20 protein-coding genes are annotated in these 25,096 nt (G+C 64.7%); all 20 read left to right on the top strand.

Annotated features, from left to right (window positions below; all coding sequences use genetic code 11):
- Positions 1-512 precede the first annotated feature (512 nt).
- Entirely contained in the window at positions 513-1,541 is a 1,029-nt protein-coding gene (gene tssA / locus DVS29_RS01935) for a type VI secretion system protein TssA (protein ID WP_118178762.1), read from the top strand.
- A gap of 78 nt (positions 1,542-1,619) precedes the next feature.
- Positions 1,620-2,126: a type VI secretion system contractile sheath small subunit gene (gene tssB, locus DVS29_RS01930; RefSeq protein WP_118178761.1), complete on the top strand. Its 507-nt coding sequence runs from the start codon at positions 1,620-1,622 to the stop codon at positions 2,124-2,126.
- A gap of 14 nt (positions 2,127-2,140) precedes the next feature.
- On the top strand, positions 2,141-3,637 hold the full coding sequence (gene tssC, locus DVS29_RS01925; protein WP_118178760.1) for a type VI secretion system contractile sheath large subunit: 1,497 nt from the start codon (positions 2,141-2,143) through the stop codon (positions 3,635-3,637).
- Positions 3,638-3,683: 46 nt separating this feature from the next.
- The gene (locus DVS29_RS01920; protein ID WP_118178759.1) at positions 3,684-4,178 is read left to right on the top strand and encodes an Hcp family type VI secretion system effector; all 495 of its coding nucleotides are present in this window, start codon (positions 3,684-3,686) and stop codon (positions 4,176-4,178) included.
- A 70-nt stretch (positions 4,179-4,248) separates the two neighbouring features.
- Positions 4,249-5,100, top strand: a complete 852-nt coding sequence (locus tag DVS29_RS01915; RefSeq protein WP_118178758.1) for a type VI secretion system accessory protein TagJ — start codon at positions 4,249-4,251, stop codon at positions 5,098-5,100.
- Positions 5,093-5,605: a type VI secretion system baseplate subunit TssE gene (gene tssE, locus DVS29_RS01910; protein ID WP_118178757.1), complete on the top strand. Its 513-nt coding sequence runs from the start codon at positions 5,093-5,095 to the stop codon at positions 5,603-5,605. Before DVS29_RS01915 ends, tssE begins: the two co-directional genes overlap by 8 nt.
- Before the next feature lie 4 nt (positions 5,606-5,609).
- Positions 5,610-7,487, top strand: coding sequence for a type VI secretion system baseplate subunit TssF (tssF, locus tag DVS29_RS01905; protein ID WP_118178756.1), 1,878 nt, complete (start codon positions 5,610-5,612; stop codon positions 7,485-7,487).
- Positions 7,472-8,551 (top strand): type VI secretion system baseplate subunit TssG, encoded by a 1,080-nt coding sequence (gene tssG / locus DVS29_RS01900; protein ID WP_118178755.1) that lies wholly within the window; start codon positions 7,472-7,474, stop codon positions 8,549-8,551. Before tssF ends, tssG begins: the two co-directional genes overlap by 16 nt.
- A gap of 4 nt (positions 8,552-8,555) precedes the next feature.
- Positions 8,556-11,252, top strand: coding sequence for a type VI secretion system ATPase TssH (gene tssH / locus DVS29_RS01895; protein ID WP_118178754.1), 2,697 nt, complete (start codon positions 8,556-8,558; stop codon positions 11,250-11,252).
- Positions 11,253-11,306: 54 nt separating this feature from the next.
- Entirely contained in the window at positions 11,307-11,696 is a 390-nt protein-coding gene (locus DVS29_RS01890) for a DUF4280 domain-containing protein (RefSeq protein WP_118178753.1), read from the top strand.
- Between the two features lies 1 nt (position 11,697).
- Positions 11,698-13,686 carry a type VI secretion system Vgr family protein gene (locus DVS29_RS01885; RefSeq protein WP_118178752.1) on the top strand — a complete coding sequence of 663 codons (1,989 nt, stop codon included), beginning with the start codon at positions 11,698-11,700 and terminating at the stop codon, positions 13,684-13,686.
- Between the two features lie 31 nt (positions 13,687-13,717).
- Complete coding sequence (gene tagH / locus DVS29_RS01880) at positions 13,718-15,379, top strand: type VI secretion system-associated FHA domain protein TagH (protein ID WP_164707826.1); 1,662 nt, start codon at positions 13,718-13,720, stop codon at positions 15,377-15,379.
- Positions 15,380-15,403: 24 nt separating this feature from the next.
- Positions 15,404-16,738, top strand: a complete 1,335-nt coding sequence (tssK, locus tag DVS29_RS01875; RefSeq protein WP_118178751.1) for a type VI secretion system baseplate subunit TssK — start codon at positions 15,404-15,406, stop codon at positions 16,736-16,738.
- Positions 16,739-16,759: 21 nt separating this feature from the next.
- Positions 16,760-18,049: a type VI secretion system protein TssL, long form gene (gene tssL / locus DVS29_RS01870; protein ID WP_118178750.1), complete on the top strand. Its 1,290-nt coding sequence runs from the start codon at positions 16,760-16,762 to the stop codon at positions 18,047-18,049.
- Positions 18,046-21,591, top strand: a complete 3,546-nt coding sequence (tssM, locus tag DVS29_RS01865; protein WP_118178749.1) for a type VI secretion system membrane subunit TssM — start codon at positions 18,046-18,048, stop codon at positions 21,589-21,591. Before tssL ends, tssM begins: the two co-directional genes overlap by 4 nt.
- Complete coding sequence (gene tagF, locus DVS29_RS01860; protein WP_118178748.1) at positions 21,588-22,277, top strand: type VI secretion system-associated protein TagF; 690 nt, start codon at positions 21,588-21,590, stop codon at positions 22,275-22,277. Before tssM ends, tagF begins: the two co-directional genes overlap by 4 nt.
- A 323-nt stretch (positions 22,278-22,600) precedes the next feature.
- Positions 22,601-23,086 carry an OmpA family protein gene (locus DVS29_RS01855; protein WP_240655423.1) on the top strand — a complete coding sequence of 162 codons (486 nt, stop codon included), beginning with the start codon at positions 22,601-22,603 and terminating at the stop codon, positions 23,084-23,086.
- Positions 23,087-23,110: 24 nt separating this feature from the next.
- On the top strand, positions 23,111-24,040 hold the full coding sequence (locus DVS29_RS01850) for a hypothetical protein (RefSeq protein ID WP_118178746.1): 930 nt from the start codon (positions 23,111-23,113) through the stop codon (positions 24,038-24,040).
- A gap of 71 nt (positions 24,041-24,111) precedes the next feature.
- Positions 24,112-24,573 (top strand): papain-like cysteine protease family protein, encoded by a 462-nt coding sequence (locus tag DVS29_RS01845; RefSeq protein WP_118178745.1) that lies wholly within the window; start codon positions 24,112-24,114, stop codon positions 24,571-24,573.
- A 212-nt stretch (positions 24,574-24,785) separates the two neighbouring features.
- On the top strand, positions 24,786-25,096 hold a 311-nt coding region (locus DVS29_RS01840; RefSeq protein WP_164707825.1), incomplete at its 3' end, for a helix-turn-helix domain-containing protein.

Raw genomic sequence — 25,096 nt, 5'->3', positions numbered from 1 at the left:
ACTTTATTTGTGGCTGGAAATCAATTAGCAGACTGTCTATGAATTACGGGCTGGCGGGGCGCGAGCGACATCACTACCGGAAGGCATTCCCGGGGGAGGCGCCGTTCCACGCAGTAGCGACCCGGAAGCATCTTGCATCGCATCTTCGAGAGTTCGCTGCATTACAGCAATACCGGTTTATTCATCTGATAAAACATAAAAAATACGACGAATGCCGTCATGTTTTATTAAACAATTGATAAAAAATACATGGCAACTTCATTACGACAATAAGTCAGAAAAAGGTGCGCCGGCGTAATTACGCTTGTCGCTTTTTTTTTGCAAATTGCGTGCTATGCTCCATACCGTCCATTGACGCAGACTGTGCGACAAGCGGAATGCTCCGTGATGCATCCGGGAGCAGGTATTCGAATTAAAAGACCAACACTGAAGGGAAGGTGATTTCCCGCAGCACGATGGCGCGCCGTACCTCTTGCGGCGCCTGTGAGTCACTCAATCGAGTCCGACAGAAAATGGCGACGCTAGATGCCGGGGTGCTGCTTGCCGAAATATCACCGGGGAATCCCTGCGGAGACGATGTCGAGTACGACCCGGACTTCCTCGAGCTCGAACTCGCTGTTCACGGCAAACCGGATGCGCAATACGGGCAGACCGTCGTAGCCGCCACACCACCCGACTGGAAAGCCGCGCAGGCGCTCTCGCTGGCATTGCTGGCGAAGAGTCACGACGTGCGCGTGGCGGGCCATCTGTCGCGCGCGTTGTTGCATCGACAGGGGTTCAGCGGTCTCGCCGAAGGTCTCACGTTGATCGAACAGATGCTGGAACAACGATGGGATCACCTCTATCCACAACTCGATCCCGACGATGACAACGACCCGACCGCGCGCATCAATGCGCTTGCGGTGCTCGCGGCAGCGGGCATGCTGGTCGACGTGCGCGATGCGCCGCTCGTCATGTCGCCGGTCGGAGAGATCGTCAGGCTGCGCGACATCGAATATGCAACGGGGGACGCGCCGGTCCCCGATGGCGTTGCGGTACTCCCGCTGGCGTCGATCGACGCGATCATCGCCGGCGCGAGAGATGCCGCCGCCGCGGTGCGCGACGCGTTGCTGGAGGCGCGGCAGAGCAACACGCGCATCGAAACGCTGCTGACCGAGAAGGTGGGCGCGGCCCAGTCGATCGATCTGTCGCCGCTGTCGAAGCTGTTGAGCCATGCCGCCAGCTTTATCGGCGAGCGCATCGGCACTGCGCCGGCGGACGAGGCGTCTGCACAACCCGCCGACCAGCCGGCAGGGCCAGGCGCAGCCAGCGTCTCCGCTTTCAATGCGCCGTCGGGCGAGGTCAACAGCCGCGAGGACGTGATCCGTTCGATCGAGCGCATCTGTGCGTACTACGCGCGGCACGAGCCATCGAGTCCGGTGCCGCTCCTGCTCGCGCGCGCGCGTCGTCTGGTGGACAAGAGCTTCATGGAAATCCTCGAGGATCTCGCCCCGGATGGGTTGGGGCAGGCGAGGCAGGTCGGTGGTGTCGAGAGCGGTTAAGCGGCGGATGTGTGTTCACTTCGCCAGTCACGCGCCGCGCTACCCGCGGCCCGTGCGGCGTCAACCAGGGGAACAGTCGTGGCAAAGGAAAGCAGCCAGAAATTCATCGCGCGCAATCGGGCCCCGCGCGTGCAGATCGAGTACGACGTGGAGGTCTATGGCTCGGAAAAGAAGGTGCATCTCCCCTTCGTGATGGGCGTGATGGCCGATCTGACGGGGCAACCGGCGGATCCGCTCGCACCGGTGGCGGACCGGAAATTCCTTGAGATCGACGTCGACAACTTCGACGAACGTCTGAAGTCGATGAAGCCGCGGGTCGCCGTTCAGGTGCCGAACGTATTGACCGGCGAAGGCAATCTCGCCGTCGACATGACGTTCGCCAGCATGGACGACTTCTCGCCGGCCGCCGTGGCGCGCAAGGTCGACGCGCTGTCGAAACTGCTCGAAGCGCGAGGGCAACTGCAGAACCTGCTGACCTATATGGATGGCAAGACCGGCGCCGAAGACCTGATCGCAAAACTGCTGAACGACCCAGCATTGCTGCAGTCGCTGGCATCGGCACCCAAGCCGCAAGAATCCGCCTGACCAAGGAGACCACCATGGCTGAACCTGGCATCCAGGGGCAAGCACAGCCCGGCGAGGGTGCGCTCGAAATGAGCGACTTCGCGAATCTGCTGCAGAAGGAATTCAAGCCGAAGAGCGACAAAGCCAAAGAAGCGGTCGAGACGGCCGTGCGCACGCTGGCGGAACAGGCGCTGCGCGACAGTAACGTGATCTCCGGCGACGTACTCGCGACGATCGAATCGCTGATCGCGCAGATCGACAGAAAACTGTCCGACCAGATCAATCTGATCCTCCACTCGGAGGAGTTCCAGAAGGTCGAATCGGCGTGGCGCGGCCTGCACTATCTCGTCAACAACACCGAGACCGACGAGTCGCTGAAGATCCGCGTGATGAATATATCAAAAGGTGAGCTATACAAGAATCTCAAGAAATACAAGGGTACGGCGTGGGATCAGAGCCCGTTCTTCAAGAAGCTGTACGAAGAAGAGTACGGTCAGTTCGGCGGAGAACCGTACGGCGCGCTGGTGGCCGACTATTACTTCGACAACAGCGGGCCCGACGTCGATCTGCTCACGCAGATCGCCAAGATTTCCGCGGCGTCGCACGCACCCTTCATCGCCGCGGCCGATCCGGCCGTGATGCTGATGGATTCATGGCAGGAACTGGCCAATCCGCGCGACCTGACCAAGATCTTCCAGACCCCGGAACATGCCGCGTGGCGCTCGCTGCGCGAATCGGAAGACTCGCGTTACGTCGGACTCGCGATGCCGCGCTTTCTTGCGCGCGCGCCCTACGGCGCCAAGACCAATCCGGTCGAGGAGTTCGATTTCGAGGAAGACACCGCCGGCGCGGACAGCAGCAAATACGCGTGGGCCAACGCGGCCTATGCGATGGCGACCAACATCAACCGTTCTTTCAAGATGTACGGGTGGTGCTCGCGGATTCGCGGCATCGAGTCGGGCGGTGCGGTCGAAGGACTGCCGGTTCACGCGTTCCCGACCGACGATGGCGGCGTGGACATGAAGTGTCCAACCGAAATCGCGATCAGCGACCGCCGTGAAGCGGAGCTCGCCAAGAATGGCTTCATGCCGCTGGTGCACAAGAAGAACTCGGACTTTGCCGCGTTCATCGGTGCCCAGTCGCTGCACAAGCCGGCCGAGTACGAGGACCCGGACGCCACCGCGAACGCCAACCTGGCCGCGCGTCTGCCGTATCTGTTCGCGTGCAGCCGCTTCGCGCACTACCTGAAGTGCATCGTGCGGGACAAGATCGGCAGCTTCAAGGAAAAGGACGAGATGCAGCGCTGGCTGCAGAACTGGATCCTGCAATACGTCGACGGCGATCCGCTGCATTCCACGGAAGAGTCGAAGGCGCGACGGCCGCTCGCCGCGGCTGAAGTCGTGATCGAGGAGGTGGAGGGGAATCCGGGTTATTACACCTCGAAATTCTTCCTGCGCCCGCATTATCAGTTAGAAGGCCTGACCGTGTCGTTGCGGCTGGTCTCGAAGCTTCCGTCCGCCAAGGCGGCTTGACGGAATCCCATTATCAGTGGCGAACCAATTTTGACTGGAGAAGAACATGGCCGTCGATATGTTCATCAAGCTGGGCGACATCAAGGGCGAGTCTCAGGACAAGACCCACAAGGAAGAGATCGATGTGCTCGCGTGGAGCTGGGGATTGAGCCAGAGCGGCACGATGCACGTCGGAACGGGGGGCGGGGCGGGCAAGGTGAACGTGCAGGACATCTCGTTCACCAAGTGGGTCGACAAGGCGACGCCGGCGATCATGCTGGCCTGCGCCAAGGGCACCCACATCGATTCCGCGGTGCTGACCGTGCGCAAGGCGGGCGGCGACAACCCGCTCGAATACTACAAGATCACGCTGACTGCGTTGCTGGTCAGTTCGTATTCGACCGGCGGGTCGGGCGGCGAAGATCGCTTCACCGAGAACGTGACGCTGAACTTCGAGCAGTTCCATGTCGAATATCAGCCGCAAAACGCCAAGGGCGCGAAGGAAGGCGGGGTCGTCGAAATGAAGTGGAACATCGTGAAGAACGATGCGACCAACGGTTAGCATCGGCGTGCCGCCGCGCCCCGAAGCTGGCGGCGCGACGGCTTGACCCGGCTTGACGGAGCGAACTGACATGACGGCGGAAGAAAGCTTGCGCGCGGGCAATCTGGAAGAGTGTCTGCGCCTGTTGCAGATGCAGGTCCGCAACGATCCGTCGAAGGCGGCATACCGCGTCTTTCTGTTCCAGCTGCTGGCGGTCATGGGCGCGTGGGACCGCGCGCTCACCCAGCTCGGCGTGACGGGCGAACTGGACCCCGCGGCCCTGCCGATGGTGCAGACCTATCGCGAAGCGTTGCAGTGCGAAGCGCTGCGTGAAGCCGTGTTCGAAGGCCGTCACGCGCCGCTCATCTTCGGCGAACCGACCGCATGGCTGGCGTTGCTGGTCGAAGCGTTGCGGCTCGACGCCGCGGGCGACGGTGCCGCCGCGGCGGCCGCGCGCGAGCAGGCGCTGGGCGAAGCGCCGGCCACGGCCGGCACGTTGAACGGCACGCCTTTCGAGTGGATTGCCGACGCCGACAACCGGCTCGGTCCGACGCTTGAAGTGATTCTCAACGGACGTTACTACTGGATTCCGTTTCTGCGCATCAAGCGCATCGAGATCGAAGCGCCAGCCGATCTGCGTGACCGCGTCTGGACGCCGGCGATCTTCACCTGGGCAAACGAAGGACAGGCAGTCGGCCTGATCCCGACGCGTTACCCCGGCACGCTCGGCGCAACGAACCACGCGTTGTGGCTCGCCCGCCAGACCGAATGGACAGAGGGCGGCGTGACGGGCACCGAGGGCGCGCGGCCGCTCGGGCAGCGCATGCTGACGACCGATATCGACGACTATGCGCTGCTCGACGTGCGAACCGTCGATCTACAGGTCGACGTGCCACCGACCGCTCACGAAGGCGTCGCCGGTGCACTGCCCGGTCATGGCTGAGCTGACCGCACGTGATCGCCTGCAACCCTCGCTGCTCGATCGCCTGACGGATCTCGAGCCCGAGGCCCAGCAGGAATCGCGCGAGCGCCGCGTGCTGTCGATGCGCGCGCTGCGTCAGAGCGTGCAGCGCGATCTGGCATGGTTGCTCAACGCGAATGGTCTCGGTTCGGTGCAGGACCTGAAGGGCTATCCGTACGTGCAGACCTCGGTGATCAACTTCGGGTTTCCGGATATCGCAGGCAAGACCGCGTCCGGTGTCGATCGACTGCAACTGGAGCGCCTGATCCGTGAAGCGATCTGGGCGTTCGAACCGCGCATCCTGCGCGACACGGTGCGCGTGACCTCCGTCCAGGCCGAAGAGACGACGGGCCGCCACAACACGGTATCGTTCATCGTGGAAGGGGATTTGTGGGCGCAACCGTATCCGGAGCGGCTCTACCTCCGGACCGAGCTCGATCTGGACGCGGCGGAAGTGAGGGTGATCGATCAAGGTGGGGTGCGCTGACGCCATGAACCCCGAACTGATCAAATACTACAGTCAGGAACTCCAGCATCTGCGCGAGATGGGTGGGGAGTTCGCGAAGGAATTCCCGAAGGTGGCGGGCCGCCTGGGACTCGAGAGTCTGGACTGCGCCGATCCCTATGTCGAGCGTCTGCTGGAGGGGTTCAGCTTTCTCGCGGCCCGTGTCCAGCTGAAAATCGATTCGGAGTTTCCGCGCTTCACGCAACATCTGGCGGAGCTGGTCTATCCGCACTATCTCGCGCCGACGCCGTCGATGGCGGTGGTGCAGATCCAGCCGGACCTGAGCAATGCGGGCCTCGCCGACGGCGTGCGGATTGCGCGTGGCAGCGCATTGCGCAGCGCGCTCGACAAGAATGGCTCGACCCGCTGCGAATATCGCAGCGCTCACGAACTGACACTCTGGCCGCTCGAGATCGCCGAGGCCAGATTCTTCACGCACACCGGCACGCTGGGCGGCACCGACATCGCGCTGCCGGCCGGCGTGAAAGCCGCGTTGCGGCTGCGTCTGCGAGCGACGGCCGGCCTGCGGATCAGCCAGCTCAAGCTCGACCGTCTGGTGCTGTATCTGCGCGGCACCGATGCCTTGCCGATGCGCGTGTACGAGCGTGTGCTCGGTTCCGTCACCGGCGTGGTCGCGATGCCGGCGAAGCGTCCCGCCACGTGGCACGAACGCTTGCCCGCTGCCGCGGTCATGCCGCTCGGCTTTGCGGACAACGAAGCGTTGCTGCCGCTTAGTCGTCAGTCGTTCCAGGGCTACCGGCTGCTGCAGGAGTATTTCGCCTTTCCGCAGCGTTTCCTGTTCATCGGCATCGATGGCCTGCAACCGGCCTTCCGCCGTTGCGGCGACACCGAGATCGAGATCGTCGTGCTGCTCAACCGTGCCGATCCGCTGCTCGAGCAGTCGCTCGATGCGTCGAACTTTGCGCTGCACTGCACGCCCGCGGTCAACCTGTTTTCACGGCGTACCGATCGCATCGCGCTGTCCAGCGAGCAGTTCGAATATCACGTGGTGGCCGATCGCACCCGGCCGATGGACTTCGAGATCTACCGGATCGACGAGGTGACAGGCTACGGCGCGGGCACGGCAGGCGAGCAGAAATTCGAGCCGTTCTACCATGCCCGCGATCTCGGCGCGGGCGTCCAGGCGCCTGCCTACTATCAGGTGCGGCGCGAGCAGCGCCTGCAGTCGTCGCGGCAGACGGAGCGCGGGCCGCGCACCAGCTACCTGGGCAGCGAAACCTTCATCGCGCTGGTCGACGCCGCGGACGCGCCGCTTCGCGGCGACCTGCGGCAGCTCGGCCTGCAGGTGCTGTGCACCAACCGCGACCTGCCGCTGACGATGTCGGTCGGCGCAGGCGCGGCGGATTTCACGCTCGACGTCGAGGCGCCGGTCGACACCGTGCGCTGCCTGAGCGGTCCAAGCCAGCCTTTGCCGTCGTACGCGCATGGCGCGGTCGCCTGGCGTTTGCTGAGCCATCTATCGCTGAATTACGCGTCGCTGCTGGACACGGATGCGCAGGAGGGCGCACGCGCGATGCGCGATCTGCTGAGCCTCTACTGTCCTACCCACGACGCGGCCGCCCAGCGCCTGATCGAAGGCTTGCGGTCGATCGATTCGCGCCCGGTGACGCGCCGTCTGCCCTGCGCAGGCCCGATCGTCTTTGGCCGCGGCCTGGAAGTTACGCTGACGCTCGACGAAGCGGCGTTCGAAGGCGCGGGGGTGTTCCTGTTCGGCGCGGTGCTGGCGCGTTACTTCGCGCAATACGTGTCCATCAATTCGTTCACCGAGACCATCGTGAAAACGGTGTCGCGTGGCGAAATCATGCGCTGGCCAGCGAGGATCGGACAATGCCGGACGCTCTGACACTGCTGCGCCAGCTCGAGGACGAAGCGTTCCGCTTCGACTTCTTCCAGGCCGTGAGGCTGCTCGAAAACGCTTATCCGGCGCTGCCGCGCGTCGGCGAATCGGTGCGGCCGCGCGACGACGCGGTGCGTTTTACGCAGGAGCCCGAACTGGTGTTCCATCCCACCACGCTCGGCGCGTTCACGCCGCCGCGGGACGGTCGCGCGGCGCGCCTCGCCGTCAGGTTTCTCGGCCTGCTGGGACCGCACGGACCCATGCCGACGCATCTGACCGAGTATGTGCGCGATCGCGCGCGCAATGCGAACGACCCGACCTTCGCGCGTTTTCTCGACGTCTTTCATCACCGGATGATTTCGCTGTTCTACCGGGCGTGGGCCAATGCGCAGCCCGCGGTGAGCCTGGACCGTCCGCGGCACGACCGCTTCTCGGTGTATGTGGGCAGCCTGTTCGGTCTCGGCGAGGCGGCACTGCGCGACCGTGACACGGTGCCCGATTTCGCGAAGCTTCATTTCGCCGGGCTGCTGGCCGGCCGCACGCGTCCTGCCGCGGGCCTGAAGCTGGTGCTCGCGCGGTTTTTCAACCTGCCGGTCGAGATCCACGAGTGGGTGGGCCACTGGATGCCGCTGCCTGCCGAAGCCGCGTCGCGGCTCGGCTCGCGGGTCGGCTCGTCCGCGCTGGGTGTGTCGACGCTGCTCGGTGCGCGCGTGTGGGATTGCCAGCACAAGTTCCGTATCGTCATCGGGCCGTTGACGAGGGCCGACTACGAGCGGTTCCTGCCGGGCGGGGAGAGCCTCGGCCGGCTCAAGGACTGGGTCCGCAACTACGTGCGCGACGGACTCGACTGGGATGTGAATCTGCAGCTCAGGGAGCAGGACGTGCCGCGCCTGAAGCTCGGGCGCCACACGCGGCTCGGCTATACCACCTGGGTGCTGAGCGGTGCGGCGCGCGGCGATCAGCGGCAGTTGCGGCTGAACCCCGCCGGCGCCGCGGAGCGAACGCGCGATGCCGCGCGCCACGAAGCGGCGGACGCGTCTGCCGGAACCGGGATATCACCAGAGGACTAGCGACATGGCCGAGATCAAGCGGGCGGCGTTGTTCGGCAAGCTGAACAAGCTGGGCTATCGTGCAATCGAGAGTGCAAACGTCTTTTGCAAGCTGCGCGGCAATCCTTATATCGAGCTCGTGCACTGGTTTCACCAGATCCTGCAGTTGCAGGACTCGGACCTGCATCGGATCGTCAGGCATTTCGGCCTCGATCCGTCGGCGCTGGCGCGCGACCTCACGGCCGCGCTCGACCGTTTGCCGCGCGGCTCGACCTCGGTGACCGACATCTCGTCGCAGGTGGAGGAGGCCGTCGAACGCGGCTGGGTGTTCGGCTCGCTGCTGTTCGGCGAGTCGCAGGTGCGCACCGGGCATCTGGTGGTCGGAATGCTGAAGACGTCTTCGCTGCGCAATGCGCTGTACGGCATCTCGCGGCAGTTCGAGCAGGTCAAGCTCGATCCGCTGGTGGACGACTTCGCGAACCTGTTGCGCGAGTCGCCGGAAGCGGGCATGAGCGCGAGCGACGGTTTCCAGGCCACAACGGCTTCGGGCGGCGCCGACGCCGACACGGCGCCGGTACCGGCCGCGATGGGCAAGCAGGAAGCCCTCAGGCGCTTTACGACCGATCTCACCGAGCAGGCGCGCAGCGGCAAGCTCGACCCGATCGTCGGCCGCGATGAAGAGATCCGCCAGGTCATCGACATCCTGATGCGGCGCCGCCAGAACAACCCGATTCTGACCGGCGAGGCAGGTGTCGGGAAGACGGCGGTGGCCGAAGGCTTCGCACAGCGCATCGTCGCCGGCGACGTCCCGCCGTCACTGCGCGACGTGCAGCTGCGCACGCTCGATGTGGGCCTGCTGCAGGCGGGCGCCAGCATGAAGGGCGAGTTCGAGAACCGCTTGCGTCAGGTGATCGAGGAAGTCCAGGCGTCCGAGAAGCCGATCATCCTCTTCATCGACGAGGCGCATACGCTCGTCGGCGCCGGCGGCGCTGCCGGCACGGGCGACGCGGCCAACCTGCTGAAGCCGGCGCTCGCGCGCGGCACGCTGCGCACGGTGGCGGCGACGACGTGGGCCGAGTACAAGAAGCACATCGAGAAAGATCCCGCGCTGACGCGGCGTTTCCAGGTCGTGCAGGTGCCCGAGCCCGACGAGGCGAAGGCGATCCTGATGATGCGCGGCATCACGTCGACGATGGAAAAACATCACAAGGTTCAGGTGCTCGACGAAGCGCTCGAGGCAGCGGTGCGTCTGTCGCATCGGTACATTCCGGCGCGCCAGTTACCGGACAAGGCCGTGAGTCTGCTGGATACGTCCTGTGCGCGGGTGGCGGTCAGTCAGCATGCCACGCCGCCGTCCGTCGACGACTCGAGAAAGCGCATCGCCGCGCTCGAGACGGAGCTGGAGATCATCGGCCGCGAAACGGCGGTTGGCGTCGACACGGGCGAGCGCCATGCGGCAGCGTCGGAAAAACTCGAGGCCGAGAAGGCGCGTCTCGCGGTCCTCGATGCGCGCTGGCAGGCGGAAAAGGAACTGGTCACCCGGATTCTCGATCTGCGTGCGCAACTGCGCGGCGAGACCGGCAAGGTCGAAGGGGCGGAAACAGCGGCCGAAGACAGCACGGCGGCCACCGCGCGCCACGAGCGGCTCGCCGAACTGCGCGAGCTGCAGGCGCAACTCAGCAAACATCAAGGCGAGGATCCGTTGATCCTGCCGAGCGTGGACCAGCAGGCGGTCGCCTCGGTGGTGCAGGACTGGACCGGCATTCCGGTCGGGCGCATGGTGAAGAACGAGATCGAGAGCGTGCTCAGGCTCGCCGAGAATCTGAACAGGCGGATCATCGGTCAGGGGCATGCGACCGAAATGATCGCGCGGCGAATCCAGACTTCGCGCGCCGGTCTCGACAATCCGAACAAGCCGATCGGCGTGTTCATGCTGGCCGGCACCTCGGGCGTCGGCAAGACCGAGACTGCGCTCGCGCTCGCCGAAGTGCTCTACGGCGGCGAGCAGAACGTGATCACGATCAACATGAGCGAGTATCAGGAAGCGCACACCGTGTCGTCGCTCAAGGGCGCGCCGCCGGGCTACGTCGGCTATGGCGAAGGCGGCGTGCTCACCGAAGCCGTGCGCCGGCGGCCATACAGCGTGGTGCTGCTCGACGAAGTCGAGAAGGCGCACCCCGACGTGCACGAAATTTTCTTCCAGGTGTTCGACAAGGGCTGGATGGAAGACGGCGAAGGCCGCGTGATCGACTTCAAGAACACGCTGATCCTGCTGACCACCAACGCCGGCACCGACCTGATCACCGGCCTGTGCAAGGACCCCGAACTGATGCCGGAACCCGAGGGCATCGCGAAGGCGTTGCGTGAGCCGTTGCTGAAGGTGTTTCCGCCGGCGTTGCTCGGCCGCGTCGTGGTGATTCCGTACTACCCGCTCTCCGACGACATGCTCGGCGCGATCATCCGGCTGCAGCTCGGACGGATCGAGAAGCGCGTGCGCGACTCGCACAAGATTCCGTTCACGTACGACGACGACGTGGTGAAGCTGATCGCGAGCCGCTGCACCGAACTCGAAAGCGGCGGGCGGATGATCGACGCGATTCTCACCAACACGCTGCTGCCTCGCATCAGTACGGAATTCCTCACAAGATTGATGAGTTCGCAGACGATTTCGAAGGTGCAGATCAGCGCGCGGGACGACGAGTTTATTTATATATTCGACTAGTGGCCGGCGGTTGCATGGATGTCTGTCGACGAACTCGCGTGGGAGAGTCTTCAAATGCCGCAACAGGTCAGCATGGGTGCGACGCTGCAGTGCTCGTTCGGGGTGGCCCCGTCGAGCCTCGTCGTCCTGCCGGTCAATCGGGTGATGGGGGAGGGGCCGCCCGCGGCCAACATCATGGACCATGTTCCGATGGTCAACATCCTGCCGTTCGGGATGTGCAGTTCGCCCGCCAATCCCACAGTCGCCGCGGCGACGGCCGCCGCGCTGGGCGTGCTGACGCCGATGCCGTGCATTCCGGCGACGCTGTCGCCGTGGGTGCCAGGCGCGCCGACGGTGCTGCTCGGCAACCAGCCGTCGCTCGACAATGTATCGAAATGCATGTGCAACTGGGGCGGAGTCGTCACCATCGTCGACCCCGCCACGGTCAAGACGATGATTCCGTGAAATGACCGCACAAGATCCTCTCCGTCACGTCACGTTCAGCTGCGCGGCCGCTGGGGGCGACCTGTTGGTTCTGCGCCTGACCGGCACCGAGGAACTCGGCCGGCTGAGTGAGTTTCAGGTTGAACTGGTCAGTCTGCGCAACGATCTGAGTCCAGGCACCCTGCTTGGACAGGATGCATCGGTCGCGATCTCGCTGACATCGGGCGGCGAGCGGCAGATCAACGGCATCGTCGTCGCGTTTCGCATCCTCGCGCCTGGCGACCGCACGCGCAATCGCATGGCGCGTTATCAGGCGGTGCTGCGCCCGCGCCTGTGGCTGCTCACCCGCGCCTCGCACGATCGCTTCTTTCACGAGATGACCGTGCCGAACGTCATCGCACGGGTGCTGCAGGATTACGACATCGACTTCAGCAACAAATGCTCGGCCACCTACCCGACGCTGGAGCACTGCGCGCAATACCGCGAGACGGACTTCGAGTTCGTCAGCCGGCTGATGGAGCACGAAGGGATCTACTACTACTTCGAACACCAGAACGGCAAGCACACGCTCGTCATGACGGACTCGGGTGACGTGCATGTGCCGATCGAGCACTACAGCACGATCGCCTACGATGGCTGGTACGTGCCTTCGAACGAAAAGGAGTGCGTGTATCAATGGTCGTCCGGCGCGGAGCTGCAGACCGGCAAGTACGAGGTCAACGAATACGACTTCGAGAAACCGTCGTCGAGCAACCAGCAGGGTCTGCTGTCGCGCTCGACGCGGCCCACGGTCTATGACGCGCCGGTGTACACGATGCAGGAGCATTTGAGCGGTCATGTCGAGTCCGGCGACGGCGATCGCTACGCGAAGGTGGGCATCGAGATCCGGGAGGCGCGCAACGACAGCATCTCCGGACGATCGACCGCCCGCGGCATCTGGCCAGGCGGATTGTTCAAGCTGCAGGGGCATGCGTGCGATGCGCAGAACCACGACTACCTGGTGGTCAGCGCCGGCTACGAAGTCAATTCGGATACCTATATATCGAGCAGCCAGAACAATGCGGCGCTGCCGTTCTTCGACTGCGGCTTTACCGCCGTGCGCAAGGAAAATCACTTCCGCGCCGAGCGCATCACGCCGCGGCCGCGCGTCAGCGGGCCGCAGACTGCCGTGGTGGTGGGGCCGGACGGCGAGGAAATTCTCACCGACAAATATGGCCGCATCAAGGTGCAGTTTCACTGGGAGCAGTTCGCGCCGCCATCGGGCGAGAACGACAGGATGCAGCGTTGCTGGGTGCGGGTGTCGCAGAACTGGGCCGGCAAACGCTGGGGCACGTTCTTCATACCGCGCATCGGCCAGGAAGTGCTGGTCGAGTTCATCGAGGGCGATCCCAACCGTCCGCTCGTGACCGGCTGCGTGTACAACGCGAACACGATGCCGCCCTACGATCTGCCCGCGAATGCCGCGTTTTCGACGCTCAAGAGCAATTCGACGAAGGGGGGCGGCGGCTACAACGAGATGCGCTTCTACGATACGAAGGGCGACGAGCAGCTGTTCTTTCACGCGGAGAAAGATCACGAGAGCTGGATCAAGAACGACGCGCTGATGAACGTCGGCAACGACCGGCATCTGAAGGTCACGGGCAACGAGTTCGTCGCGATCAGCGGCGCGCGCCACGATGCGGTGACGGGGGACCAGAACGCAAAAGTGGATGGCAACGCGTCGCTCAAGGTCGGCCAGAAGCTGCAGGAAAAGGTCGGCATGGATTACGCCATCGATGCGGGGATGAATATCCACATCAAGGCCGGGATGAATGTCGTGATCGAGGCGGGCGTCAGCATCACGCTGAAGGCGGGTGGAGCATTCGTGGTGGTGGGACCGGCGAGCGTGGCGGTATCGGGTACGCCGATCCTGCTGAATTCGGGTGGATCGGCCGGGTCCGGCGATGGTTCGTCGCCGACTGCGCCCACCGCGCCGAACGACGCCGACGACGGCACGAAGAAGTTGCAGTAGCGGTGGAGCACTCATTTGATGGGGTTCGGGGATGCAACTGAACAATCCGATTCTTTCGCTGCGCGTCGCGAAGTTCAACGACGAACCCGTGGCCGAGCCGATTACGGTCGAGTTCGGACCGGAGGGGGGCACCATCGGACGTGCCAGCGACTGCACGCTCGTGCTGCCCGATCAGCAGCGCGCCATTTCGCGTATTCATGCGCGCGTCGAGTTTCGCGCCGGCGAGTATCTGCTGTGCGATCTGGGCAGCAACCCGAGCGTGCTGAACGAGCGCGCGCTCGGCGGAACCCGTGAAGCGCGGCTGGCGGATGGCGACCGGGTGCTGATCGGCACGTACCTGCTCGAAGTGGGGCTTGCCGAACGCGGCAGCCGCGCGCAGGGCCTGACTGGCTCGCGCGATCCGTTGGCCTCGGCGGGTGTGCTCGGCGGCCTCTCGACGGGCGCCGTACCGGGCGATCCGTTTGGCCCCGGCCTGCTCGATCCGCTCGGACCGCCCGAGCGCATGTCGACGCAGCCGGGATTTGCCGGTTCGGAAAGCGATCATGTGTCGCCGGAACTGCAGGCCTTTTCGCTGCCGGTTCCAGCGTCGCCGCAGAGCGCGGCGGCGCCCGCGGCCATGGGTATTCCCGCCGACTACGATCCGCTCGCCGAGGCCCTCTCGCAATGGGAGTCGCACCACGAGGCGGCGTCCGCACCGCCTGCGCCGCTGCAGATGCCGGCGCCCGTATCGCCGCTGCCCGCTGCGCCGGCGTACGGCGCGACGCCGGCAAGCGGCCCAACCGGCCCGACCGGCCTGTCTTCCAGCTTGCTGGATGGAACAACGCCCGGTAGCGCGCCCACTCCGTTCGACGATCTGTTTGCGCCGATACCAGCGGGACGCGCTGCGCCGTCTGCGGATGCGCTTGTACCTGCGCCGGTACCCGCACCGGTACCTCCGCCTGCACCCGCACCAGCACTTTCCGTGGCGCCGCCCGTCGCGCCGCCGGCATCGAATCCGGTGCCTGCGCCAGCGTTTGCCGCAACGCCGGCGCCCGCAGCCGCGCCGCGTCCCGCCACCGCCACCGCCTCCGACAGCGCCGTCTTCGCCGCGCTGCTCGAAGGCCTGCAGCTCGATCCAACGCGCGCGCCGAACCTGCCCGCAGCGGATCTGGCACGCCTGACGGGTGCCATGCTGCGCGAGGCACTGCGTGGCGCGATGGCCGTATTGCGCTCGCGCTCGATGACCAAACGCGAGGCGCGTCTCGACGTCACGCTGATCGTCGCGCGCGATAACAACCCGCTGAAGTTTTTCCCTGACGTGGACGGCGCGCTCGCGCAGATGCTGACCGGCAGCGGAGCAGGGTATCTGCCGCCAGCCGAAGCGCTGGAGCGCGCATTCATGGACATCGAATCGCACGAACTCGCCGTCATTGCCGGCATGCGGGCAGCGTTGGCGCACGTGCTCACGCGCTTCGATCCGGCGCAGATCGAAGCGCAACTCGACAAGCCGGGCGTGATGGACAAGGTCCTGTCCAGCCGCAAGGCCAAGCTGTGGGACCGCTTTGTCGAGACGCAGGCCGGCATCGCGCGTGAGGCCGAAGACGATTTCCAGAAGCTGTTTGGCAAGGCTTTCAACGATGCGTACGAGGCGCAGATCGATACGCTCGCCAAGGCGCGCGGGCGCGGCAAACCAGACGCGCCGGAGCGGCGCTGACACCCCCATTCACAACGAGAAAAAATGTCCTGGAATAGCAAAGTCATCTGGTCGGAGGGCATGTTCCTTCAGCCGCAGCATCTGCAGCAGCACGATCGATATCTGCAGACGCAACTGGAGACGCGCGCGTCCGGCCTGCGTGCCTATAGCTGGGGCTTCACGGCGCTCGAACTCGACGAGCAGCTGCTCAAGCTCGGCAAGGTCGCGCTGTTGTCGTGCGCGGGCGTGTTGCCCGACGGCACCCCGTTCAACCTGCCTGCCGACGACGATCTGCCGCCGCCGATCGATATTCCCGAAGGCACCCGCAGTACGCTCGTCGTGCTGGCGTTGCCGGTGCGCCGCCCCGGCATTGCGGAAACAGGCAACGCCGAGAGCGGCGAGAATTTCGCGCGGCACCGTATCGACGAAATCGACGTCAGCGACAGCAACGACCCGAACGCAGGTGCTGCGTTGATGCAGATCGGCAAACTGCGCGTGCGTCTTGCGCTCGAGTCAGAGGTCGTCAACGCGTTCACCGTGCTGGGTGTCGCGCGCGTCGTCGAGCGTCTGCCGGATAACCGCGTCGTGCTGGAAAACGACTACGCGCCGCCGTGCCTCGACTATCGCGTCGCGCGTCGACTCGCCGCATTCGCCGACGACCTGGTGGGGCTGCTGCACCAGCGCGGCGAAGCGCTTGCCGCGCGCCTCGCGCAACCGGGCGTGACCGGCGTTGCCGAAGTGGCGGACTTTCTGCTGCTGCAACTGATCAACCGTAACGAACCGCTCGCGGCGCATCTGTCGACGATGACCGGCCTGCATCCGGAAGCGCTTTACCGGATCGCCGTACAACTGGCCGGCGAACTCGCGACCTTCAGCCAGAAGTCGAAGCGGCCGTCGACGTATCCGGTCTACCGGCACGAGCGGCTGAAGGAGACCTTCGCGCCCGTAATCGACGATCTGCGTGCGTCGCTCAGCATGGTGATGGATCCGCACGCGGTGCCGATTCCGCTCGAGGAGCGCAAGTTCGGCTTGCGCGTCGCGGTAGTGCCGGACAAGAACCTGTTCGTGTCCGCGACCTTCGTGCTTGCGGTGCGTGCGCAGATGCCCGCGGAAAACATCCTGACCGGCTTCGCGCCGCAGGTGAAGATCGGGCCGATCGAACGCATCCGTGACCTCGTCAACCTGCAACTGCCCGGCATCGGTCTGCGCGCGCTGCCGGTCGCGCCACGCCAGCTGCCGTTCCATGCCGGCTTCACGTACTTCGAGCTGGATCGCGGTAACGAACTGTGGAAGCAGTTCGCGACCTCGGCGGGGATGGCCCTGCACGTCGCGGGCGAATTTCCCGGCCTGGCGATGGAATTCTGGGCCATCCGGCGTTGACGCATAGAGAGGACCCTCATCGTGACTTCGAACGACCCGCTTGGTCCAGTTGAGGATCCTGGTGCAACGATCCTGATTCCGACGCCTGGCGGCGCGCGGGCGGCGTTTGTGGCGGCCGCCGTCGCGGTCGCTCCGATTCCTCCGACGGCGGGCGGTCTCTCTGCGCTGCTGCGCGCCGCCAATCCGCTGCTCGAACTCGCGGTACCGCTGCGCCAGCTGCCAACCCATCCGAACGTGCAGGAACTGCACACGCAGCTCATGCAGATGGTCCACACCTTCGAGACCCAGGGCCGCGCGAACGGGATCGACGACGAAAAACTCGGTGCTTCGCGCTATTGCCTGTGCACGTTTCTCGACGAAGCGATCTCCAGCACGCCGTGGGGCGCGGGACTTTGGGGGAGTCGCAGCCTGCTGGTGACGTTCCACAACGAGGCGTCGGGCGGCGAGCGCTTTTTCCTGATCCTGCAGCGGCTGGCGCAAAACCCGACGGCGAACATCGACGTGCTCGAACTGCTCTACGTGATCCTCGGGTTGGGTTTCGAAGGGCGCTACCGGCTGGTCGACGGTGGGCGCTCGCAGCTGGACGCGATTCGCGAGCGTCTCGAACAGATGATCCGTTCGCAGCGCGGCGCAGCCGACCGCGATCTGTCGCCGCACTGGCAGCCGGTGAAGGCAGAGCGCAAGCCGATGTTCCAGCTGGTGCCGCTGTGGGTCACTGCGGCGGTGGGTTGCGTGGTCCTCGTGATCGCGCATCTCGCGCTGAGCTTCAGTCTGAACGGCGCATCGGACAGCGTGTTCGAAACGCTGCATGGGATTCGTGTGACACCGCCGCCGGTGCTCGCCGCGAAACTGCAGGCGGCGCCCAGCCCCGCGCCGAAGCTCTCGCAGTTCCTCGCGCCCGAGATCGCCCGCGGCCTCGTGCGGGTCGCCGAACTGCCGGATCGCACGGTGGTGACGATCAACGGCGACGGGTTGTTCGCGTCGGGCAGCGCGGACCTTGAACCGACCTACGCGCAGTTGATCGAGCGCATCGGCGACGCGTTGAAAAGCGTGCGAGGCAACGTGGTCGTGTCAGGTCATACCGACAACCAGCGGGTCTTCTCGGCACGCTTCCCGTCGAACTGGCATCTTTCGCAGGCCCGTGCCGAGGCGGTGAAGGACATGCTGGTCGAACGCGCGGGGTCGCCGGGACGCTTCAGCGCCGAGGGACGCGGCGACGCGGAACCGATCGCGCCGAACGATTCGCCGGCGAATCGCGCGAAGAACCGTCGTGTCGACATTACTGTGCTGGCACCGGGAGCCGCATCATGAAACTCCTGCAATGGTTCCGACGGGCGATCGTGCTCTCCCTGCTCGGCGTGCTGGCGCTGGCGCTGATCGTCTGGGTCGAGGGGCCGCTCGTGTCCTACGCGGGGAACGCGCCGCTCGAAACGCCTCGCAGCCGCTGGATCCTGATCTTCGTGCTGTTGCTCGTGTGGGCGTTGTACTGGGGCCTGCGCTGGCTGCTCGCGCGTCTCGAGAACGTCCGGTTCACGCGGGTCGTCGCCGAAGGATCGGACGCGCCCGTGCCCGGCAAAAAAGAATCGGAGGCCGACGTCGCCGCGCTCAAGCAGCGTTTCGAAGAAGCGATGGCGATCCTGCGCAAGGCGCGCGTGAAGGGCAAGTTCGGCAGCCAGTGGGTGTACCAGTTGCCGTGGTACATGTTCGTCGGCGCACCCGGCACCGGCAAGACCACCGCGCTCGTCCATTCGGGGCTCAAATTTCCGCTCGCGGACCGGCTGGGCAAGCAGGCCGTCGGCGGCGTAGGGGGCACGCGCAACTGCGACTGGTGGTTCACGGATGACGCCGTGCTGCTCGATACCGCGGGCCGGTTCACGACCCAGGACAGTTTCGCCGAAGCCGATCAGGCCGGGTGGCAGGGCTTCCTGCAACTGCTGCGCAAGTACCGGCCGCGTCGTCCGCTCAACGGCGTGATCGTCGCGCTGTCGGCGCAGGATCTGCTGCAACTGTCGGAGACCCAGCGCGCGCTGCAGGCGTCCGCGGTGCGCGAGCGTCTCAAGGAGTTGTACACGCTGCTCGGCATGCGCTTTCCGGTCTATGTGGTCGTGACGAAGTGCGATCTGCTCGCGGGCTTCGTCGAGTTCTTCGACGACCTCGGGCGTGACGAGCGCGAACAGGTGTGGGGCGTGACGTTTCCGTTTGCCGAAAACGGCTCGCCCGACGATGCGCTCGCGGCCTTTCCGGCCGAATTCGACGCGCTCGAAAAGCAGCTGCAGGGTCGTGTGCTGCGCCGTATGCAGCAGGAAACCGACACGCGCCGGCGAGCGCTCGTCTATGGCTTCCCGCAGCAGTTCGCGGGCCTCGAAACCGTGCTGCAAAGCTTTCTCGACGAAACGTTCAGCACGTCGCGTTTCGAACAGTCGGCGCTGTTGCGCGGCGTGTACTTCACGAGCGGAACGCAGGAAGGACGGCCGATCGACCGTGTCATGAGCGCGATGGCCGCGGCGCTCGGCCTGCAGCGCCAGGTGGTGTTGCCCGATCCCTCCAGCGGGCGGGCCTACTTCATCACTCGCCTGATGCGCGACGTCCTGTTTCAGGAGGCTGGTCTTGCCGGCGCCAATCTCAAGCTGGAACGCCGGCGCGCATGGTTCCAGCGCATTGCGCTCGCGGCGATCGGCGTCCTGCTGGTGGTGGCGCTGGTGCTGTTCTTCGTCAGCTATCAGCGCAATCGCGCGTATATCGCCGACGTGCAGCAGCACGTCACCGCGTTGCAGAAGCTCGCGCAAAGCACCCAGCCCGGCGACAACCCGCTGACGCTGCTGCCGTTGCTCAATGCCGCACGCGATCTGCCGGGCGGGTACGCGGACCGCGACAAGCCGATACCGTGGCTGTCGCGCCTCGGGCTGTATCAGGGCGACAAGCTGGGTCTCGAAGCGCAGGCGAGCTATCGCAGGCTGTTGCGCCAGGCCTTGCTGCCGCTTGTCGTGCGCAGCATGGAGGACGAACTGCGCCGCGGCGACGCGAACAATCCGGACTTCCAGTACGAAGTGCTGCGTACCTATCTGATGCTCGGCGACGCGGTGCACTACGACGCCGATGCGGTGCGCCTGTGGGCCGACGTCGACTGGCAGCGCGGACCGTTGCGCGATGCGAGCGACGAACAGCGCAACGATCTCGACGCTCACCTGGCCGCGCTGCTGCAACCGGCGCAATTCGATGCGTCGTTGCCGCTCGACAAGGATCTGATCGCGCAGGCGCGCGCCACGCTCGCGAAAATGCCACTGGCGCAGCGCATGTTCAATCGCGTCAAGCGGGACCTCGAACAGCTGAAGCTGCCGGAGTTCACCGTCGCCAATGCGGCAGGACGCAACGCTTCGCTGGTGCTGACGAGAAAGAGCGGGGCGCCGCTGACGCGTGGCGTGCCCGGCGCATATACGCGGGCCGGTTTTCAGAAGTTCGGCCAGTTGCGCGACCAGGCCGTGATCGACGTCGCGAAGGACGACTGGGTGCTCGGCCGCGAAGAATCCGTGCTGACGCCCACCGGTATCGAGGACCTGAAGTCCGACATGACGGCCAAGTACTACGACGAGTACATCCGGCAATGGGATGCGTTGCTGAACGACATCGCAACAGTTCCGTTCAACGGCGTGGAGACCGGGGCGCGTGTCGCCAACGTGCTGGCCGCGCCCGATTCGCCGTTGCGCGCATTCACGCTCGCCGCCGCGCAGGAAACGACGCTCGGCACCGTCAAGACCGGCGGCTCGCTCACCGAACAGGGCGTTGCCGCGCTGACCGGCAAGCTCGACGCGGTGAAGAAGCGGCTCGAAAATGCGCTCGGCAATCAGTCCGACGAGACCGCGCCGCCACCTCCCGCGCAGCTCAATCCGGTCGATGCGCATTTCCAGGCGCTGCACGATCTGGCCGGCAAACCGGGCGCGCCCGGGCCGGTTCCGCTCGATACGCAACTCGCCGCGCTGAAAGATGCCGCCGCTTATCTTGAGGCGGCGGATTCGGCACGACGCCAGGGCTTGCCGCCTCCTCCGGGTGACGCGCTGAACAAGCTGAAACTGGCCGCGCAAGGCGCGCCCGCGCCGATCGCGACCGTCGCCGATCAGGTCGCGACCGGCGGTGCGTCGCTGATGGTCGGCGGCGAACGCGCGCGCCTGAACATGCTCTGGCAGGCGAACGTCGCACAGTTGTGCCGCCAGGCGCTCGCCGGCCGTTATCCGCTGGTACGCAGTTCGACCCGCGATGCCGCGCCGGATGACTTCGCCAGGATTCTCGGCCCCGGCGGATTGATCGACGATTTCTTCCAGAAGAACCTGGTCAGCTTCGTCGACATGTCGGGACCGCAATGGCGCTGGCGTGCCGGCACGGATTCGCTCGGCATTCCCGCGGATGTGCTGGTGCAGTTCCAGCGCGCCGCGCAGATTCGCGATGCGTTGTTCCGCGCGGGCGGACGGGACGTCTCCGTGCGCTTCACGATCAAGCCGTTGACGCTCGATCCGGCGGTAACGCAGTTCACGCTGGACGTCGACGGGCAGCAACTGGTGGTCAAGCCTGGCGATCTGCAACCGATGGTGTTCCAGTGGCCGAGCGGGAAGGGCACCGGACAGGCGCACGTCGAGTTCACCCCTACGGGCAGCGGCCCGGCAGTGCATACCGACGGACCGTGGGCGCTGCTACATCTGATGGACGACGCGCACATCGAACCCACCGCGCAACCTGACCGCTTCAAGCTGAACTTCGATTCCGATGGACACCAGGTCACGCTGGAACTCGATGCGAGCAGCGTGGTGAATCCGTTCCGGCGTGGCGTGCTGGACCAGTTCCGTTGTCTCGATCAGCTATGAGCGATGCCGCGACGCCGGGGCCGGGTTTCTTCGGCAAGGTCCGTACGTATGGCGATTTCGTGTCGCGGCGCTTGCCAGTGGACTTTCTGACGCCTTGGGATCGGAGCCTGCAGGAAGGGATGCTGTTTGCGCAGCGGCAGTTCGGCGCGCAGTGGTTGCCGGTCTATCTGAATGCGCCGGTGTGGTGTTTCGCGGTGGGTGCGCAGGTGTGCGGTGCGTCGGCCTGGGCGGGCGTGTTGATGCCGGGTGTCGATCGGGTGGGGCGCTATTTCCCGTTCACGATCGCTGCATCGCTGGAGCGCGTCGACGCAGCGAAGTGGATCGGCAGCGCTCAGGCCTGGTACGACGCCATCACGCGCCTCGCGCGCTCGACGTTGGCTGCGGATTTCGTGCTTGAACGTTTCGATGCTGAACTGGGTGCGCTCGAACTGGATGACGGTGGACCGGAAGCGATGCCGTGGCGGCTGGAAACAGCGGATGCGTCCGCCGTGTCCAGCCCCACCTTCGCCGAGTTGCTCGTTACGTGCATGACGCCGGGATCGAGCGGCTGGTGGAGCGAAGGATCGGTTGCCGTGCCCGCTTCGCTGCGCATCGGGCGAGGTCTGCCGGACGCGCCGCGCTTTACTGCATTGCTCGATGCCGCCGCGCCAGGATGGCAGACCGCGATACCGCTGATTGCTCGATGAAGGCGATGGTGTGGGGCCGGTCTGTGAATGATGCCGCCAGGTAGTGCGAGCACGTGGCGGACCCTGCTGGATGCTGGGAGCGTTTCAATTTCGAGGTCGTTTATTCGTCTTCCCTGTGGGGAGTTGTGTCGATTTCACGCTGGCGACCGGGGACGGTTTGCAACCGCTTCGGACGTCGATACGTCGCGTGCGAATTCTTCGGAGGCCGCCGTATGTCGCAGGTTCTTCAACCCCGCTTTGGCGCGAGATGGCTGGGCGCGCTGGTCCTCGCCACGCTGTGCATCCTGACTCCGGGTCGGCGTGCCAACGCTGAAGGACCCGTGATGAACGAGCAGGAAATCAATGAGCAAGCGGTGACCAAGGCGCTGACCCCGGACGAGTCCGGCGACAACATCGTCACACGTGGTTTCGTGCTGTCGAACAAGCAGCCCGGCGTTGCGCCCAAAGCGCCGGGGCCGCCCAAAAAGGCTTCCGCGCAGATACTGATCACGTTCGCGAGCAATTCGTCGACGCTGACCGACACCGCCGAGACCGCGCTGGACAAGGTGGCCAAGGCATTGCAATCGGATCAGCTGTCAGCGTACCGGTTCCGCGTCGAAGGGCATGCCGATCCGCGTGGCTCGCCGGATGCCAACATGAAACTGTCGGAGGATCGCGCCGCCGCGGTCGTCGAGTATCTGACCACGAAGGACGGCATTGCTCCCGAGCGGTTATCGTCGGTCGGCAAGGGATCGTCGGAGCCGCTGAACACACGCAATCCCGCGGCACCGGAGAATCGTCGAGTAACGATCGTGACGGTCACGGACTAGTCGCAATCCTAGGGGCGAGCCGAGATGAGCCTGACCGGTGCGCGACGTGTGCGGCTCGCAATCGCTGCGTTGACGTTGTGCTCCGGCGTGGCTGTGGGTTTTCAGTCGAGCCACGACGCACCACTGCATGACGCGCAACTCGACATTTCTCGCGAGCAGCAGATCGAGGCCGTTCGCCTGCCGCTCTCGCAACTCCGGGCGGGGTTGCCGGCTGACGCGAGATTGCGGTTGTTCACGATCACCGACCAGCCGGGACTGTACGTAATGCATGCGCCGAGTCTCGCGGAACAGGGAGCGATGTTTTCACGCGTCGTCGCGTTGCTCGAGCGCAAGGACATGCCACGGGATCGCGTGGTGTCGATGGGTGTGATCGCAGCCTACGCGCGGCGCTTTGGGACCGACCCGGCAGGCTTGACCGCGGGCAACAATTTCAGCTCGGTGCAGATTGCGTATTTCTTCGAGATGGCACGTCGTCAGCATATGACGTTGACGGAAGGCGAGCATGCGTTGCAGACGATCCTGGTGCGCTGGCATCTGATACGCGAAGAGAGTGGGGCGTGGAGAGCGGTGAGTTCGAGGGATTTCCTGATCACCATTCCTGGGCTCGGCCCTGCGCCCTGGGGAGAGACGATCGACGTGCCGATCCGTGCGGCGATCCTGAGTCATGAACTGGGCCACTGGGAATATTTCTCCGACGAGACCTACGCTCGCGCATGTCGCGAGTTCTGGTGGCGGGATCTGAATCTGTCGGAGCGCACGGAGGTGACGCGGCAGCTGGCGGGGATGGGCTACGACCCGAGCGACAGGATCGTCATCGACGAAATGCAGGCGTATCTGCTGCATACGCCTCCGCCGTATATGCCGATTGTGGATGTGCCGGGTGTGTATGGAATCGATACGGGAAGGATGCGGCGGCAACTCGAGGCAAGGATTGCGAAGGATGCCGGGAAGTGACTGTGGAAGTCTGTCGTGCATGGCAGCCATCGCGCGGGCCATGCATCAACCGTTGATTCACGGAGGCTCTGGTGGCTCTGATCAAGATGAAAGTACCGCTTCTGGCGCAGGAGAAGTCCATGTGCTGCTGGCACACCAGTGCGATGATGGTCTGGCTGTACTGGCAAGGGCAAAGTGGACGGCAGGGACCGATGAACACGCTCGCGCCAACCTACACGGGCAATACGGGTCTTTTTCCGCAGTCGTTCATCACGCTCGCGAAAACCGTCGGGCTGAATGCGCTGGGCAGCAGCAACACCTGGACGAACATGGAGCTGTTCCGCGCGCTACGCGACAACGGACCGATCTGGTGCGCGGGCTACTGGTACGGAGCGGGACATGTGATCGTGCTCACCGGGATCGATGGCGGCACCGTCTACATTAACGATCCCGACCGTGCGACGGCGAAGACCGGCACGCTGGCATGGTTCAACGAGAAGCTCGCAAGCAGTCTCGTCGGCTGCATGCAGGTCAAGGACCCGAAAGCGTATTGAGCGAAGCGGCAGATGGGCGCCCTGGATGGTGAGATCCTGGGCGCGGCGGATGTCGTGGTGAGTGTACGGATCTTTGAGTTGACATAATATAAATTAGCGCGCTTTTGTATGTGAGAGCTAGTTAGTAATGTCTGGTTTGAGCCAGTTAGAAATGTCTGGTTCAGGCCTGCCCGAGGCGCATGCTGGTCGTGCGCGATACGGCGGAGCCTGTCATGAACGAACCCGGACTGGTGACGATCAGCATGAACGAGCTGCGACGCGTCAAGATCATCGAAGCGGTCGTCGAGGGACGCCTGAGCGGCGTTCGCGCGGCGGAGCAACTGGGTCTGAGCGAACGTCAGGTGTCCCGTCTGCGACGCCGTTTCGAGGGTTCAGGTGCGGCTGGTCTGGTGTCCGCCAAACGTGGCCGGCCCAGCAACCGACAGTTGCCGATGAACCTGCGGGGCCGCGTGATCGCCATCATCCGTGAGCGCTACGCGGATTTCGGGCCAACCCTCGCGCGTGAGAAGCTGGTCGAGTGCCA

It is taken from the genome of Paraburkholderia phosphatilytica (assembly GCF_003443895.1).
Taxonomy (GTDB): Bacteria; Pseudomonadota; Gammaproteobacteria; order Burkholderiales; family Burkholderiaceae; genus Paraburkholderia; species Paraburkholderia phosphatilytica.
Note: the sequence above shows the minus strand (reverse complement) of the source record. Positions and strands in the feature narration are given on the sequence as shown.